At 64.2% G+C, this 14,084-nt stretch carries 13 protein-coding genes; 6 read left to right on the forward strand and 7 right to left on the reverse strand.

Going from position 1 to position 14,084, the window contains the following annotated elements; genetic code table 11:
• Window positions 1–60 precede the first annotated feature (60 nt).
• From AB6M95_RS17905 to AB6M95_RS17915, 3 genes are read right to left on the reverse strand one after another with little or no spacing between them, the layout of a single operon-like run.
• Window positions 61–798 carry a fumarate reductase iron-sulfur subunit gene (locus AB6M95_RS17905; RefSeq protein WP_371388114.1) on the reverse strand — a complete coding sequence of 246 codons (738 nt, stop codon included), beginning with the start codon at window positions 796–798 and terminating at the stop codon, window positions 61–63.
• Between the two features lie 3 nt (window positions 799–801).
• On the reverse strand, window positions 802–2,637 hold the full coding sequence (locus AB6M95_RS17910) for a fumarate reductase flavoprotein subunit (protein WP_371388115.1): 1,836 nt from the start codon (window positions 2,635–2,637) through the stop codon (window positions 802–804).
• Window positions 2,638–2,650: 13 nt separating this feature from the next.
• Window positions 2,651–3,301, reverse strand: coding sequence for a succinate dehydrogenase/fumarate reductase transmembrane subunit (locus AB6M95_RS17915; RefSeq protein ID WP_371388116.1), 651 nt, complete (start codon window positions 3,299–3,301; stop codon window positions 2,651–2,653).
• 419 nt (window positions 3,302–3,720) lie between these two features.
• Here AB6M95_RS17915 and AB6M95_RS17920 point away from each other — a divergent pair, with 419 nt between their 5' ends.
• The 5 genes from AB6M95_RS17920 to AB6M95_RS17940 all read left to right on the forward strand — a co-directional run bounded on the left by AB6M95_RS17920 (window position 3,721) and on the right by AB6M95_RS17940 (window position 8,966).
• Window positions 3,721–6,429, forward strand: coding sequence for a M16 family metallopeptidase (locus AB6M95_RS17920; protein ID WP_371388117.1), 2,709 nt, complete (start codon window positions 3,721–3,723; stop codon window positions 6,427–6,429).
• 273 nt (window positions 6,430–6,702) lie between these two features.
• Window positions 6,703–7,281, forward strand: a complete 579-nt coding sequence (locus AB6M95_RS17925) for a TetR/AcrR family transcriptional regulator (RefSeq protein ID WP_371388118.1) — start codon at window positions 6,703–6,705, stop codon at window positions 7,279–7,281.
• A gap of 81 nt (window positions 7,282–7,362) precedes the next feature.
• Window positions 7,363–7,878, forward strand: a complete 516-nt coding sequence (locus AB6M95_RS17930) for a carboxymuconolactone decarboxylase family protein (RefSeq protein ID WP_371388119.1) — start codon at window positions 7,363–7,365, stop codon at window positions 7,876–7,878.
• 128 nt (window positions 7,879–8,006) lie between these two features.
• Complete coding sequence (locus AB6M95_RS17935; RefSeq protein ID WP_371388120.1) at window positions 8,007–8,345, forward strand: YbjQ family protein; 339 nt, start codon at window positions 8,007–8,009, stop codon at window positions 8,343–8,345.
• A 3-nt stretch (window positions 8,346–8,348) separates the two neighbouring features.
• The gene (locus AB6M95_RS17940) at window positions 8,349–8,966 is read left to right on the forward strand and encodes a DUF2238 domain-containing protein (RefSeq protein WP_371388121.1); all 618 of its coding nucleotides are present in this window, start codon (window positions 8,349–8,351) and stop codon (window positions 8,964–8,966) included.
• Window positions 8,967–9,154: 188 nt separating this feature from the next.
• Here AB6M95_RS17940 and aroC read toward each other — a convergent pair whose 3' ends face one another.
• The 4 genes from aroC to aroL are packed head-to-tail and all read right to left on the reverse strand — an operon-like array spanning window position 9,155 to window position 12,846.
• Window positions 9,155–10,219 (reverse strand): chorismate synthase, encoded by a 1,065-nt coding sequence (gene aroC / locus AB6M95_RS17945; RefSeq protein WP_371388122.1) that lies wholly within the window; start codon window positions 10,217–10,219, stop codon window positions 9,155–9,157.
• A 15-nt stretch (window positions 10,220–10,234) separates the two neighbouring features.
• Window positions 10,235–10,894, reverse strand: a complete 660-nt coding sequence (locus AB6M95_RS17950) for a potassium channel family protein (RefSeq protein WP_371388123.1) — start codon at window positions 10,892–10,894, stop codon at window positions 10,235–10,237.
• A 20-nt stretch (window positions 10,895–10,914) separates the two neighbouring features.
• Window positions 10,915–12,279 carry a TrkH family potassium uptake protein gene (locus AB6M95_RS17955; RefSeq protein ID WP_371388124.1) on the reverse strand — a complete coding sequence of 455 codons (1,365 nt, stop codon included), beginning with the start codon at window positions 12,277–12,279 and terminating at the stop codon, window positions 10,915–10,917.
• 36 nt (window positions 12,280–12,315) lie between these two features.
• Window positions 12,316–12,846: a shikimate kinase AroL gene (gene aroL / locus AB6M95_RS17960; protein WP_371388125.1), complete on the reverse strand. Its 531-nt coding sequence runs from the start codon at window positions 12,844–12,846 to the stop codon at window positions 12,316–12,318.
• Window positions 12,847–13,012: 166 nt separating this feature from the next.
• On the opposite strand from aroL, the gene AB6M95_RS17965 reads away from it, so the two are divergent.
• The gene (locus AB6M95_RS17965; RefSeq protein WP_371388126.1) at window positions 13,013–14,026 is read left to right on the forward strand and encodes a DUF933 domain-containing protein; all 1,014 of its coding nucleotides are present in this window, start codon (window positions 13,013–13,015) and stop codon (window positions 14,024–14,026) included.
• Window positions 14,027–14,084 lie beyond the last annotated feature (58 nt).

Raw genomic sequence — 14,084 nt, forward strand, 5'->3', positions numbered from 1 at the left:
GGGAGAAGGAAACCCTTTTCAAAGGGTTTCCCTCTCCCCTTCCCCCGGCCGCCGGAGGCGCTACTTGCTGAACAAACGCTTCAGGGACGTGATGCCCATTTTGCGTCGCAGAAAACCGAGCTGGTTTTGCAGCGGCAGGTGTTTGGGGCAGACGTCTTCGCAGGCCAGCAGGCCCATGCAGCCGAAGATGCCCATGTCGTTGCCGATGATGTCGTAGTAATCGCGGTCGGTCCGCTGGTCGCGCGGGTCGATGAGGAACCGGGCCACGCGGTTGAGGGCGGCCGCGCCCATGAAGTCCTCGCGCAGCCGGGCGGTGCCGCAGGCGGAAATGCAGCAGCCGCACTCCACGCAGCGTTCCAGTTCGTAGATGGCCACGGCGTCCTTGTTGTCCATGCGCTCTTCGAGGGCGGTGGGGTCGAACACCTTGTTGGTGTGGATCCACGACTCGGTCTTGGTGTACATTTCGCGGAACCAGGTGCCGGTGTCCACGGACAGGTCGCCGACCAGCTTGAAGACCGGCAGGGGCAGGAGCGTGATCTCGCCCGGCAGGTCGCGGGTCTTGGTGTGGCAGGCCAGGCCGGGGCGGCCGTTGATAACCATGCCGCAGGAGCCGCAGATGCCCGCCCGGCAGCAGAAGTCGAACTGCAGGGACGGGTCCTGCTCCTCGCGCACGCGGTTGAGCGCAATGAACAGGGTCATGGAGTCGGTCTCTTCCAGGACGAACTCCTGCATGTGCGGCGCGGACTGCTCGTCTTCGGGATTGTACCGGAAGATGTTGAGTTTGAGTAATCTGGACATGGTCTATTCCTTCTTGTCGTCGGCGCTGATGATTTCCGCATGGCCGTAGCCCCGGTCGCCCGGCGGAATCTCCACCACGGTGGTGGACGGCTCGTATTCGAGGGTCGGGAGGGTGTCCTCGGGCTTCTTCCAGTAAGCCAGGGTCCGGGTCAGCCAGTCGCGGTCGTTGCGCGCGGGGAAATCCTCGCGGTTGTGCGACCCGCGCGACTCGGTGCGCATGAGCGCGCCGTAGGCGACCATCAGGGCGAGCTTGACCTGGCCTTCGAGCTTGAGGCCGGCGGTCAGCTCGGGGTTGACCCCCTTGCCGTTGGAGCGCAGCCCGACCTTCCTGGCCCGGATCAGGGCCTCCTGGAGGTCGGCCACGCATCGTTCGAGGCCTTCCTGGGTGCGGAAGATGTTCGCGCCCTTGTGCAGGGCGTCCTGCATGGCGGAACGGACCTTGTAGACGTTCTCGGAACCGTTGGCGCCGGAGATCAGCGCGTCGATGCGGGCCTGCTGACGCTTGACCTCATCGTTGATCAGCCCGGTCTTGAACTCGGTCTCGCACCCTTCGAGGTATTCGGCGATCCTGCGGCCGATGATCCCGCCCGCAACCACGGTCTCGGCCAGGGAGTTGCCGCCCAGCCGGTTGAAGCCGTGCATGTCCCAGCAGGCGGCCTCGCCCGCGGCGAAGAGGCCCTTGAGGCCGTAGGCCGCGCCGTCCTTGTTGGTGCGCACGCCGCCCATGGAATAGTGCTGGGTCGGGCGCACCGGGATGAGCTGGTGGATGGGGTCCACGCCGAGGAAGGAGGTGCAGATCTCGTAGACCTCGCGCAGCTTGCCGGTGATGTGCTCCTTGCCCAGGTGGCGGATGTCGAGCCAGAGGTGCTCGCCGTAGGGAGACTTCACGCCGTGGCCCTCGCGCATGTGGTGGGTCATCCAGCGGGAAACCACGTCGCGGGAGGCCAGCTCGGCCTTCTCGGGCTCATAGATGTTCATGAACCGCTTCTCGTCCACGTCGAGCAGCGTGCCGCCGTCTCCCCGGCACCCCTCGGTGACCAGGATGTCGGTGGGCACGATGCCGGTGGGATGGAACTGGACCGCCTCCATGTTGCCCATGGGGACCAGGCCGGTGGCCACGCACATGGTGTGCGCCCCGCCGTCGCAGATGACCGCGTTGGTGGTGTTCGGGTAGATGCGCCCGAAACCGCCCGCCGCGATCATGGTCGCCTTGGACAGGTAGACGCGCAGCTCGCCCGTGCGCAGGCAGCGGGCGACCACGCCGAAACAGGACTCGCCGTCCTGGAGCAGGGCGATGGCCTCGGTCTTGTCGTGGACCTCCACGCCCTTCTCGGCGCAGCGGTTGTCCATGGTGCACATGACCGCGTGGCCGGTGCCGTCCGAGGTGTAGCAGGTGCGCCACTTGGCCGTGCCGCCGAAGGAGCGGGCCATGATCAGCCCTTCCTTGTCCTCGGCCTCGACCTTTTCGAATTGCTTGCCGCCCTTGTAGTAGATGGACTTGCCCGGAACCACGCGGTTCCACGGCACGCCCCAATGGGCCAGGCGGCGCATCTCGATGGGGGCGGTGTCCGCGAACAGGCGGGCGACCTCCTGGTCGCAGCCCCAGTCGGACCCCTTGACCGTGTCCGCGAAATGGACATCCGGGCCGTCGCCCTCGCCCATGACGGAATTACCCAAAGAGGCCTGCATGCCGCCCTGGGCGGCGGAGGAATGGGACCGCCGGGCCGGGACCAGGCTCAGGCAGATGGCGGAGAATCCGGATTCGGCCGTTTCCACGGCCGCCCGTTCGCCCGCCAGACCCGCGCCGACAACAAGAAAATCGGTATAGACAGTCTGCATGGCACATTCTCCGTTAGTTGACGCTGAGGAACAGGAAGCGGATCAGGGTGATCAGCCCGATGGCGATGAACATGCCGGTCAGCAGGTTCTCGCCGCGCTTGAACTTGTCCCGCTCCCGGTCCTTGATGAAGCCCCATTTGACCCCGATGCGGTAGAAGCCGATGCCCACGTGCAGCTCGGCCAGGGGGAGCAGGAAGAAGTAGAACACGGCCCAGAATCCGCTCTGGACGCGGGCGGCGGACTTGGCCGCCGTGATGGGCAGGTCGGTCAGGACCACCCACATGTGGATGGAGCCCATGACCAGGATGAGCATGGCGGAGACGATCTGGACCACCCATAGCCAGGTGTCGCCGTGATGCATCATGCGGGCGTGCTGCCAGATGGTCTTCTGCCCCTCGGCGCGGAAGGGAATCTTCCGGGCGGCCAGGACGAAATGGAGCAGAAAGCCGAGAAAGATGAGCGGGCCGCCCACCTGGGCCATATACGTCGCCTCGAAGAACCCGGCGATGGCGTTCATCAGCCTCGGGCTGATGACGACGCTGGAAACCAGCAGCATGTGACACCACATGAACAAAATCAGGCTGGCGCCGGTCAGCATTTGCAGCCAATCCAACGCGCCATCCCACTTGCCGGATTTGCCAGTTGGTGCGTAACTTATGGACATTCATTCCTCCGTTTGGTTGTACCCCAGAAGCACCCTAGACAATCGTTTGCCAACGTAGTCTTGAAAAAAGAAATTTGTCAATATCTCCAACCCCATCTCAATGGTTACCCCTTCGTCGCAACCCATGCCGTACGGGGAAAAAGGTATTGATTGCGCGGTCAAATAGCCCCTTCGGGCCGGACCGCATTTTTTCACAGCCGCTCAAAAACATCCGCCGGCCCGGGCGGACGCCCCCTGTCCCGGTCGGGCGCTTTTCCGGTTTCCATTTCCGCCCGCCTCGGGTAGGGTGGCTGACTGCTCAGGCCAAGAAAATCCGGTTCCGCTTGCCAGCACGGCGATCGGACTTATCTTATTTACCGCGCCAAAAATCATTTTGATGCCGAAAAGAGAGAGTTAGACCACTTTATGGAGTTTTATCCATGTTCCGAAAACTGTTATTGCTTGCAGGGCTCATGCTGATCCTTGCCGGCTGCAAAACCGCATCCATGAATAATCGCACCGAAACCGTCCCGACACCGGCCTCGACGACCGCCAAGGCGGGAGCCCTCCCCTCCCTGGACGGCTCCGATCAGGCGGCCACGCACATCGTCAAGCTCAAAAACGGCCTGACCGTGCTCATCAAGGAGGACGACCGGTTCCCGCTGGTCAACGTCCGCCTGTACGTGCACGCGGGCAGCGCCTATGAGACGCCCGACATCGCGGGCATCAGCCACCTGCTCGAGCACATGGTCTTCAAGGGCACCGACAAGCGCGGCCCCGGCGAAACCGCCCGCCAGATCGAGTCCGTGGGCGGCAGCCTGAACGCGGCCACCAGCTTCGACTACACCGTCTATTACGTCGAGGTCCCCGAGACCCAGTGGAAGCTCGGCATGGACGTGGTCACGGACATGGCCTTCCACCAGACCATCGACCCCAAGGAGTTGGAGAGCGAGAAGAAGGTCGTGCTCGAAGAGCTCGAGCGCGGCGAGGACACGCCCACCAGCAAGCTGTTCAAGACCCTGCAATCCATGGTCTGGAAGGGCACCAGCTACGAATGGCCGATCATCGGCTCCCGCGAGACCGTTTCCGGCATCACCCGGCCGCAGATCAAGAAGTACATCGCTACCCACTACCAGCCGCAGTCCATGCTCCTGGCCGTGGTCGGCAAGGTCGACCCCGACAAAATCCTGGCCGAGGCCAACCAGCTGGTCGGCTCCCTGGTCAACACCCGGTCCTTCACACCGCCCTCGCCCCTGCCCGTTCCCGAGGCGGGCCAAGGCCCCCGCGTGGTCAAGCTGACCGGCAATTGGAACAAGGTCTACATGGGCGCGGCCTTCCCCATCCCCTACGGCACCTCGGCCGAAATCCCCGGCCTGGAGATGCTCTGCCAACTGATGGGCGGGGACGACACCTCGCGCCTGTACCGGACCTTCAAGTACGACAAGCAGCTGGTCGACGACATCTCGGTCTCGCCGCTCTCCCTGGAGCGCGGCGGCATGCTCTACGTCCACGCCGTGCTCGACGCGGACAAGGTGGACGAATTCTGGACCGAACTGAACAAGGAGATGGCCACCTTCAATCCGGCGGACTTCACGGACCGCGAGATCGAACGCGCCCGCCTGAACCTGGAGAACTCCCTGTTCCTGGCCAAGGAGACCTTGTCCGGTCTGGCCGGGAAGCTCGGCTATTTCCAGTTCCTGGACAACGGCGAACAGGCCGAAAAGAACTACCTCTTCTCCCTGAGCCAGGTGAACCGCGATGAACTCAAGCGGCTCTTCGACGAATACATCCGGCCCGACCGGCTGACCCTGGCCGTGCTCACGCCCGAAAACGCGCCGGTCTCGGCCGACGGCCTGACCGACATCACCAAGGCCAACTGGCCCTCCAAAAAGGCGGCCCAGGCCAAGCAGGCCGCCAAGCAGGCCACGGGCCCGGCCGAGGTCGCCCTGCCCGGCGGCTCCAAGCTCATCCTGCTGCCCGACGACACCCTGCCCTACACCGCCATGTCCCTGTACTGGACCGGCGGCGACGGCGAACTCGATCCGTCCCAGCAGGGGCTGGCCGCCCTGACGGCCGCCGCCCTGACGCGCGGGACCCTCAAGATGTCCGCCACCGAGTTGCAGGACTTCCTGTCCGACCACGCGGCCAGCCTCGGCTCCACCGCCGGGCGCAACGTATTCGCCGTGGAAGCCAAGTTCCCCACCCGGTTCACGGAGCAGGTCCTGCCGGTCCTGTCCGAGACCCTGACCGCTCCGGCCTTCAATGAGACCGAGGTGGAACGGGCCAAGCAGGACCAGATCGCGGGCATCAAACAGAGCGAGGACCGGCCGCTGGGCCTGGCCTTCCGCCACCTCTTCCCGTTCCTGTACAAGACCGGCCCCTACGCCCTGCTCCACCTCGGCACCCCCGAGGGCGTGGAACAGTTCTCCACCTCGGACATCATCCGCTTCTGGGGCCGCCAGTCCATGCACCCGTTCACCCTGGCCGTATGCGGCGATTTCGATCAGGAGGCCATGGAGGCGTTCGCGACGAACATCGCCAAGACCCTGACCGCGCCCACCGGCAAATACGCCTTCACCACCCCCGAATGGGGCCAGACCAGGGAGGACGACCTCCATCTGCCCGAGCGCAACCAGGCGCACGTCCTGATGATCTTCCCCACCCCGGGCAAGACCGACCAGGAGGCGTCCGCCAAGCTCGAACTGCTGCGCGCCGCCCTGGCGGGCCAGTCCGGCCTGCTCTTCCGCGACCTGCGCGACAAGCAGGGGCTGGCCTACACGGTCACCGCCATGCTCTGGCAGAGCCGCAACACCGGGTTCATGGCCCTGTACATCGGCACCGGCCCGGACAAAGTCGACCAGTCCCTGACCGGCTTCAAGAAGGTGCTGGCCGACCTGGCCGCCAAGCCGCTGCCCCAGGACGAGATCGACCGCGCCCGGAACATCCTGACCGGCGACTACTATCAGGAACACCAGTCCCTGCTCTCCCGCAGCCGCGAGGCCGCTAGCCTCCAGGTGCGCGGGTTCGACCTGGACTACGAACAAAAACTCATCGACCGGGCCCAGACCGTCACCCCCGCCGAAATCCAGGATATGGTCAAACAGTACCTCACCCCGGACAAAGCCTACCTCATGAAGGTCACCCCATAGATCGCGCGATCACACGACAAAAAAGAGCGGCCCGGTTGCACCGGGCCGCTCTTTTTTTGCGCCTCCCCTTCCCCCGGCCCCCCACCCCCCCCTTTTCCCAAACTTTTTATTGCCGCCTCGCGGGGAGGGGCACGGAGGTTCCGTGCTCAATTTTCAAAGGCGTCCTGCTGCGAGCGCACGGACCTGCCGAAGGTACACAAAAAGTTTTGAAGGGGAGGCCAGAGGCATTCCTCCCTCTTGACTTCACTAGACGACCGGTCTATTAGTCTCTCCATGAGCGAAGACACGAGACAGCGGATCATCGAGGCCGGGGCCGAGCTGGTGCATCGACAAGGGTTCAACAACACGGGGTTGAAGGACATCCTTCGCGTGGCGGGCGTACCCAAGGGTTCGTTCTATTTCTATTTCGACAACAAGGAAGCCTTTGGCATCGAAATGGTCAACCATTTCGGAGCCATGTTCCGAGGCATCATCGATAGGGCCGTCAACGATTCGAGCCTGACTCCTCTGGAGCAATTGCGGAAGATTTTTGACGGATTCACCGCCCACTTCGCCGCCCACGGGTACACCCGAGGCTGCCCGGTCGGCAATCTGGCCCAAGAGATGAGCGATCTGAGCGAACCGTTTCGCGCCCGGCTTGTCCTGGCCCTGGACAACATGACATCGAGTCTGGCGGCCATCCTGAACAACGCCAAGGCCCAGGGTGAAATCCCGGCCGACACGGACACGCATGAGACGGCCATATTCATGGTCGAGGCCTGGCACGGCGCGATCATCCGCATGAAGGTCACCAAGGACGACGAGCCGCTCAAGCTCTTCACCCGCTTCATTTTCAACAAGGTCCTGAAGTAGCCGCCATCCGGCTGACCGGTGGCGGTTTTTGTGTACCCACCTTGTAGACGACCGGTCTACTACAATCCCCAGGAGTCACTCATGTTCATGATCGATTACGTCAAACCAGAACAGGCCGAAGGCGAAGTCCAGAAGATCTACTCCATGTTCACCCCGCGCATCCCCGTGCCCGAACCGATTCTGTTGTACAGCGCCAGCCCGCGCTATCTGCAAAGGCATGTGGACATGATCGTCGACTACATGCAGGATGACGCCTACTCGCCGGAACTGCTGGCCGCGCTGCGCTTCATCGGGGCCTCCTCGGCCTGCTTCGGGTTCTGCACGCTCTTCAACCGCAAGATGCTCGGCGACATGGGGCTGTCCGAGGCCGAAATCGACGCCCTGGCCACAGACCCGGCCAAGGCATTCGACGCAAAAGACGCGGCCCTGCTCGCCTTTGCCGCCAAGTCCATCAAGGAACCGGACAACGTGACGCGCGAGGATCTGGATGCCGTGCGCGCGGCGGGCTGGACCGACCAACAGATATACGAGGCTGCGGCCTATAGCGCCCAAATGTCCGTGACCGGCACCCTGTTCAGGACCTTTGCCGAAAAATAGCCTGACCAAGGGGACCGGCACAGCCCGGTCCCCTCTCCCGAACGAGCGCCAAGGGCTTGCCCCCGCCCCTGTGGTGCGCTACAAATCCTGAGCAACAACTTTCAGTTACTCACATCGAGGGGAGACGCATGGCGCTCATATTCGGTTCGCCCAGGAAACAGTCCACGGACAAGGACGACGTCAGCACCGACCATCGGCTGACCCTGGCCAAGGACATCTACATGGCCGGGAAGATGAAGATCGTCACCACCGAGACCGTCCCGGGCCGGGAGATCCAGTCCGCCTTCGGGCTCATCGTCTGCCGCAGCTACGTCTTCGACAACGCCTTCTACGGGCTCATGGCCCAGGCCGTGGACGTCAACGCGGACGCCGTGGTCGGCTACCGCGAGACCGTGGCCTTCCACCCCGAGGGCGACAAGTACTACTCCTGCTACGGCACGGCCGTGCGCCTGAAAAAACTCAAGTAGTCCATGAATAACGAGTCCGCCCTGTCCCGCTGGTTCCCCCACGCCCTGGCCGCCGCGTTCGCGGTATTCTGGACGATCATGGCCGTGACCCCGGTCATGCGCGACGTGTGGTGGGCCGAGAACATCCCGATCATGGCGGTCTTCCTGCTGCTGGTGGCCACCTTCCGGCTCTTCCGCTTCTCCAACCTGGCCTACGTGCTCATGGCCTGCTGGCTGGTCCTGCACACCATCGGCGGCCACTACACCTTCGCCAACGTGCCCTTCGGCTTCATCACCGACCTGTTCGGCTTCGAGCGCAACCATTTCGACCGCGTGGGCCACTACTCCATCGGCTTCTACGCCTTCCCCATCGCCGAATACCTGACGCGCAGGGACCTGGCCCGCCCCGTGGTGGCCTATCTCTTCGGCCTGTTCGCCATCATGGCCCTGGCCGCCGGATACGAGATCATCGAATGGTGGTACGCCGTGACCGCGGGCGGCGAGGCGGGCATCGAATTCCTCGGCTCCCAGGGCGATATCTGGGACGCCCAGTCCGACATGCTCTGCGACACGCTCGGCGCGGTCACCGCCCTGGTGCTGTTCTTCTTTTCGGGTATCAAGCCGAAAAAACGGCTTGTTTAAAAAATCAAAATTTGTAGGCCGCTTCGCGGCGATAGTCGGGTGACTTCGCCTCCGGCGGGCAAGGGTTCGCACCCTTGCATCCCTATTAGGCGCCTTCGGCGCGGTTTGTTTTGCTGCGCAGACAAGAGACATAAAGGGCCGACGTACTTTCGTGCGTCGGCCCTTTCGTTTCGTGATGTCTTTGACGGCTAGTCGCGCACGCCCAGCCTCCTGTCGAGCAGGAGCAGGTCCGCGATGGTCAGGGCCATCATGGCCTTGAGCACCGGGTTGATGCGCGGGATGGCGCTGATGTCGTGGCGGCCGCCGACCATGATGAAGGTCGGCTTGCCCTGGGTGGTGATGGTCTGCTGTTCCTGGAGGATGGACGCGATGGGCTTGACGTAGGCCCGCGCCACCACGTCCTGGCCGGACGAGATGCCGCCGAGGATGCCCCCCGCGTTGTTGGACAGAAAGCCGTCCGGGCCGATGGGGTCGTTGTTCTCGCTGCCAAGCTTGCGGGCGGCCCCCATGCCCGAGCCGATCTCCACGCCCTTGACCGCGCCCACGGACATGAACGCCGCCGCGATGCGCGCGTCGAACTTGCCGAAGACCGGTTCGCCCAGCCCGGCGGGCAGTCCGGTGGCCCGGACCTCGACCACGCCGCCCAAGGTGTCCTCGTCGTCGCGGACCTTGATGACCCGCTCGTCCCAGGTCTCGACGATACCCGGGTCCGGGCTGAAATAGGACCGGTCCTGGGCTCCCTCCATGTCCTTGACCTCGGCCTTGATGCCGCCGAACTCCACGGTGTAGGCGTAGATGGAGATGCCCTCCAGACGCAGTAGTTCCTGGGCGATGGCCCCGCCCGCCACGCGGGACACTGTCTCGCGGCCGGACGAACGCCCGCCGCCCCGGTAGTCGCGGAACCCGTACTTGGCGTTGTAGGTGAAGTCGGCGTGCCCCGGCCGGAACACGTCCTTGATCTTGGAATAGTCGTGGGAGCGCTGGTTGGTGTTCTCCACGAAAAAGCCGATGGGCGTGCCCGTGGTTTTGCCCTCGAACACGCCGGACAGGATCTTGACCTGGTCCGGCTCGTTGCGGGTGGTGGAGGCCAGCCCGCCCTGGCCGGGCCTGCGCCGGTCCAGTTCGGACTGGATGATGGACTCGTCCAGGGGGATGCCCGGAGGGCAGCCGTCCACCACGCCGCCCAGGCCCAGGCCGTGGGACTCGCCGAAGGTGGTCAGCCGAAAGATATGCCCGAAGGTGTTGCCGCTCATGTCCGCTCCTGTTCTCTAGAATTTGTCGACCCGCATGATGTCCTCGGTCCGCCCGAGGAGGACCAGGACATCCCCGGTCTTGAGCGCCCTGTCCGCCTGGGGCACGAAATGGAACTCCGAATTCCCGGCCAGCCGGAAGGCGATGACCTGCACCTGATACTTATTGGTCAGGTCGAGATCGCGCAAGGTCTTCCCGATCCAGTTCTCCACGATGATCTCGCGCACGGCCACGTCCTTGCCCAGGCCGAAGTACTCCTGCAACCCCGGCGCGGTCAGCCGGTTGGCCATCTGGGCGGCCACGAACGCCTCGGGGAAGACCACGAAGGGCACGCCGAGCTTGTAGAGCACCCGCTCGTGGGCCTCGCTGATGGCCTTGACCCAGATGTTCTTGACCCCCACGGCCTGGAGGTTCAGGACCACCAGGATGCTCGCCTCCATGGAGTCGCCCGTGGAGACGATGACCCGGTCCAGCTCCTTGATGCCGATCTGGCCGAGCATCTTCTCGTCCGTGGCGTCCGCCTGGTAGGCCTGGGCGATGATGTCCTGGGCGCGGCGCACGTACTCGGGGTTGATGTCCACCCCGACCACGGAATGGCCGAGTTCGGTCAGGGCCTTGGCCAGGGCGTAACCGAACTTGCCCAGTCCGATGACGGCGATTTCCTTTTTTGCAGGCATTGAAAAATCTCCTTGTCGGTCTAGCCGAAGGGCAGCGTCGATGTCGGCACCCTGAAGCGCCGCTCGGACTGCCAGCTTTGCAGGGCCGAGAGCATCCAGATGGGCCCCAGACGCCCCACGAACATGAGCACGATGAGCGTGACCCGCTCGAAGTCGTCGAGCAGCGGGGTCATGCCCGTGGACAACCCCACGGTAGCGAAGGCGGAAATGGATTCGAACATGTCGGCGATGAATTCGCCGCGTGCCATGAGATAGGAACTGTCCCCGCTCTCCATGGAGGTCAGGATCATGGTCCCCACCCCAACCAGCAGCAGGCTCATGGTCACCAGGGAAACGACCTTGTTCATGGCCTTCTGGTCCAGGGCGAAACGGCCGATGCGGACCTGCTCCCACCCCCGGAACTCGGCCCAGACAAAGCCGACCAGGGCGCGGAAGGTGGTGGTCTTGATGCCGCCCGCGCAGGAGCCCGGCGACCCGCCGATGAACATCAAGACCATCATGAAGGCCAGGGACACGTTGGTCATGCCGCCGATGTCCACGGTGTTGAACCCGGCGGTGCGGCAGGTCACGGACTGGAACAGCGCGTTCCAGAAGTGCTCGAACACGTTGTCCGGTGCGTTGCCAGCCGCGCCTTCGGCCACGAAGATGACCACGGTTCCGGCCACCACCAGCGCCAGGGTGGTCTTGAGCACAATGGCCGTGTGCCAGCTCATCTGCGGCTTGCCCCGCCTGCGGCGGTTGCGGTTGAACAGCGCGTTCCAGATCAGGATGCCGCACTCGTTGAGCACGTAGAACCCCAGGCCCCCGGCGGTGATGAGCACGATGAAGACCAGGTTGACCCCGCCGTTGCCGGACCACCGGGTCAGGGAATCTGGATACAGGGAGAACCCGGCGTTGCAGAAGGCCGACACCGAATGGAAGACCGCCGAATACGGATTGAACCCCACCGGGTCCAGGAGCCACAGGCACAATGCGCCCACGGCCTCGAAGGAAAAGGCCCACAGGACCACCCGTATGAGGAACCGGGGCAGGCTGAACGACGGGTCGTGCAGCAGGGATTGCCCCACGGCCAGCCGGTCGGTCAGGGACACGTGCCGCCCCAGCAGATGGATGATCAGGGTGGTGAAGGTCATGATCCCCAGGCCGCCCAGCTGGATGAGCACCAGGATAACGTCCAGGCCCAGGGTCGAGAAGTACGAGCCGGTGTCCACCACGGCCAGGCCGGTGACGCACATGGCCGAGGTCGCCGTGAACAGGGCGTCAACGAAGGACAACGCTCCACCGGGGTGGCTCACGTCCATATAAAGGATGAGTGCGCCGATCAGTATGGCCCCGGCAAAGAACCAGACCGGCATCCAATACGGCGAAAAGACTTTAGTGCGCATGGTTCTCCACGCTTATATGCCTGACGGCCCAACCTGTCAAAAACGCTCGGGAAAGTTTTTTACTGCCCCAAACGCCTGTTCCACGGTTCCGTCCAAGTCCTCGCCCTCTATGACTTCATCGGCGCATTTCTCGTACAGATGGGCGCGCGCCTCCAGGACCTCGCGGACCTCGTCGGCCACGGACTTGCCGGTCAGGGACGGACGCTGGGCCGCGAGGGGATCGGCCATGAGCCGCCGGGCCAGCTCCTCGGCCCCGGCCTTGAGGTAGATGACGATGCCCCGGGCCAGCACGGCCCGGTTCTCCTCGCGCAGGACGATGCCCCCGCCGCAGCCGATGACCCGGCCGCCGGGCGCGGCCTCGCGCGCAAGGGTCGCGGCCTCCTCGTCGCGGAAGGCCTCCCAGCCGTTGGCCTCGACAAAGGCCGCGATGTCCATGCCCACGGCCTCGACAAAGGCGTGGTCCGTGTCCACGAACTCCACGCCCAGCCGCTTGGCCAGGGCCCGGCCCACGCTGGTCTTGCCGCAGGCGCGCGGCCCGATCAAAAAGATGTTCCCTGTCTTGTGCATGACAGGCACCGTAAGGGAAAACCGCCTCACGTTCAATGGTTCGCCGTTCCGTGTTCCTGGTTAGCCGCTTCGCTCTTTCTTTGCATTCTCCTGGATAACTGGTACCTTCCGCCAAGCCCCCATCGGGCGCCGCGTTGCTCACCCCGTTCTAGCGAAGGAGAAAGACATGAAAACCGCCATCTTCGGCTTCTCCGGCTCAGGCAAGACCGATCTTTTCGCCGCCCTGGCGGGCCCGGCCGCGGCCGCCGCGGGCAACCGGGCCATGGTCAAGGTCCCGGACGCGCGGCTCGACCCGCTCATCGCCCTCTTTCAGCCCAAAAAGGTCACCTACAGCGAGATCGAGTACCTGGACATCCCCGGCGGGGGCGGCAAGGGCGCTGGCCTGGGCGAACGCGTGCTGAACGAGGTCCGCCCCTACGACTGCTTCATCGGCGTGCTCGACGGGTTCTCGGGCATGAACGACCCGGAAAAGCAGTGGCAGGCCATGGAGGCGGACATGATGGTCTCGGACATGGCGGTCATCGAGAAACGGCTGGAAAAGCTGACGGCGGACGGCAAGAAGAACAAGGCCCTGGTGGACCCCAAGGAGGAGGCCGCCCTGAAGCGGGCGCTCGCCCTGCTCGAAGAGGAACGCCCCCTGCGCACGGACGCCGAAATCAGCACCCTGCCCGAACTCAAGGGCTACAAATTTCTCTCGGCCCGGCCCATCCTCTACGCCTGGAACTGCCCCGAGGGCGAGGAGGCGGACCGCGTGCTGCCCGAGGACACCCCCGGCATGGCCCACATCGCCGTGGCCGCCAAGCTCGAGCGCGAGCTGGCCGAGATCGACGATCCCGAGGAAAAGGCAGAATTCCTGAGCGACCTGGGCATCACCGAGTCCGCCCTGGACAAGGTCATAGCCAAGACCTACCAGCTCCTCGGCCTGATCTCCTTCCTCACGGCGGGCGAGGACGAATGCCGCACCTGGCCCCTGCGCGCGGGCTCCACCGCGCCCCAGGCGGCGGGCGTCATCCACACGGATTTCGAAAAGGGATTCATCCGCGCCGAGGTCATCGGCTTTGACGACTTCCTGGCCTACGGCGACTTCAAGAAGGTCAAGGAGGCGGGCAAGGCGCGCCTGGAGGGCAAGGAATACATCGTCCACGACGGCGATATCATCGAGTTTCGCTTCAACGTCTAGGAATGCCTCCGGCGGCCGGGGGAAGGGGAGAGGGAAACCCTTTGGAAAGGGCTTTCCC

Origin of the sequence: Pseudodesulfovibrio karagichevae, from assembly GCF_041414475.1 — a bacterium.
Lineage (GTDB): Bacteria > Desulfobacterota > Desulfovibrionia > Desulfovibrionales > Desulfovibrionaceae > Pseudodesulfovibrio > Pseudodesulfovibrio karagichevae.